At 64.1% G+C, this 964-nt stretch carries 1 protein-coding gene; it reads right to left on the minus strand.

What is annotated here, in order from left to right; all coding sequences use genetic code 11:
• A partial coding sequence (gmd, locus tag KP010_RS22455) for a GDP-mannose 4,6-dehydratase (protein ID WP_216281942.1) occupies positions 1 to 962 on the minus strand: 962 nt, incomplete at its 3' end.
• Positions 963 to 964: the final 2 nt, after the last annotated feature.

Consider the following 964-nt stretch of genomic DNA (forward strand, 5'->3'; position numbering starts at 1 on the left):
CGCTCGAGATCGGCGTCGACCATTTCGCGGATGAGCTGATCGAGCGATGTCTCGGGCGCCCAGCCCAGCGCCGCGCGCGCCTTGCTCGAGTCGCCGAGCAGAATGTCGACCTCCGCCGGGCGGTAGAATTTCGGATCGATCACCACATGCGCCTCCATGTCGAGGCCGGCATGGGCGAAAGCGATGCGGCACATGTCGCGCACAGTGGTGGTGACGCCCGTCGCCACCACATAATCGTCCGGCGTCTCCTGCTGCAGCATCAGCCACATGGCCCGCACATAATCGCGCGCATGGCCCCAGTCGCGCTTGGCGTCTATATTGCCGAGGCGCAGCTCTTTGGCGAGGCCGAGCTTTATGCGCGCCACGCCGTCGGTCACCTTGCGGGTGACGAATTCTATGCCGCGCAGCGGGCTCTCGTGATTGAAGAGAATGCCCGAGGAGGCGTGCAGGCCGAAGCTCTCGCGGTAATTGACCGTGATCCAATGGCCGTAGAGCTTGGCGACGGCGTAAGGCGAGCGCGGATAGAAGGGCGTCTTCTCGCTCTGCATGGGCTCCTGAATGAGGCCGTACATTTCGGAGGAGGAGGCCTGATAGAAGCGCGCGCCGGGGGCGCCGATGCGCATCGCCTCGAGCATGTTGGCGACGGCGACGGCGGTGATATTGGCGGTGAGAATGGGCTGGCGCCAGGAGGAGGCGACGAAGGATTGCGCGGCGAGATTGTAGATTTCGTCGGGCTTCACTTCCTGCACGATGCGCAGCAGGCTGGAGAGATCGCCGAGGTCGCCGTCGAGCAGCTGCACGTCATTTGCGACGCCGAGCCAGCGCAGCCGATGATCCTCGACGCCGCGATGCGAGGAGCGGCGGATCACGCCATAGACTTCATAGCCTTTGCCGAGCAGAAGCTGTGCGAGATAGGCTCCGTCCTGTCCGGTAATGCCCGTCAACAGCGCGCGTTTGGTCATCC

Source organism: Methylosinus sp. KRF6 (assembly GCF_018887255.1).
GTDB classification, from domain to species: Bacteria; Pseudomonadota; Alphaproteobacteria; order Rhizobiales; family Beijerinckiaceae; genus Methylosinus; species Methylosinus sporium.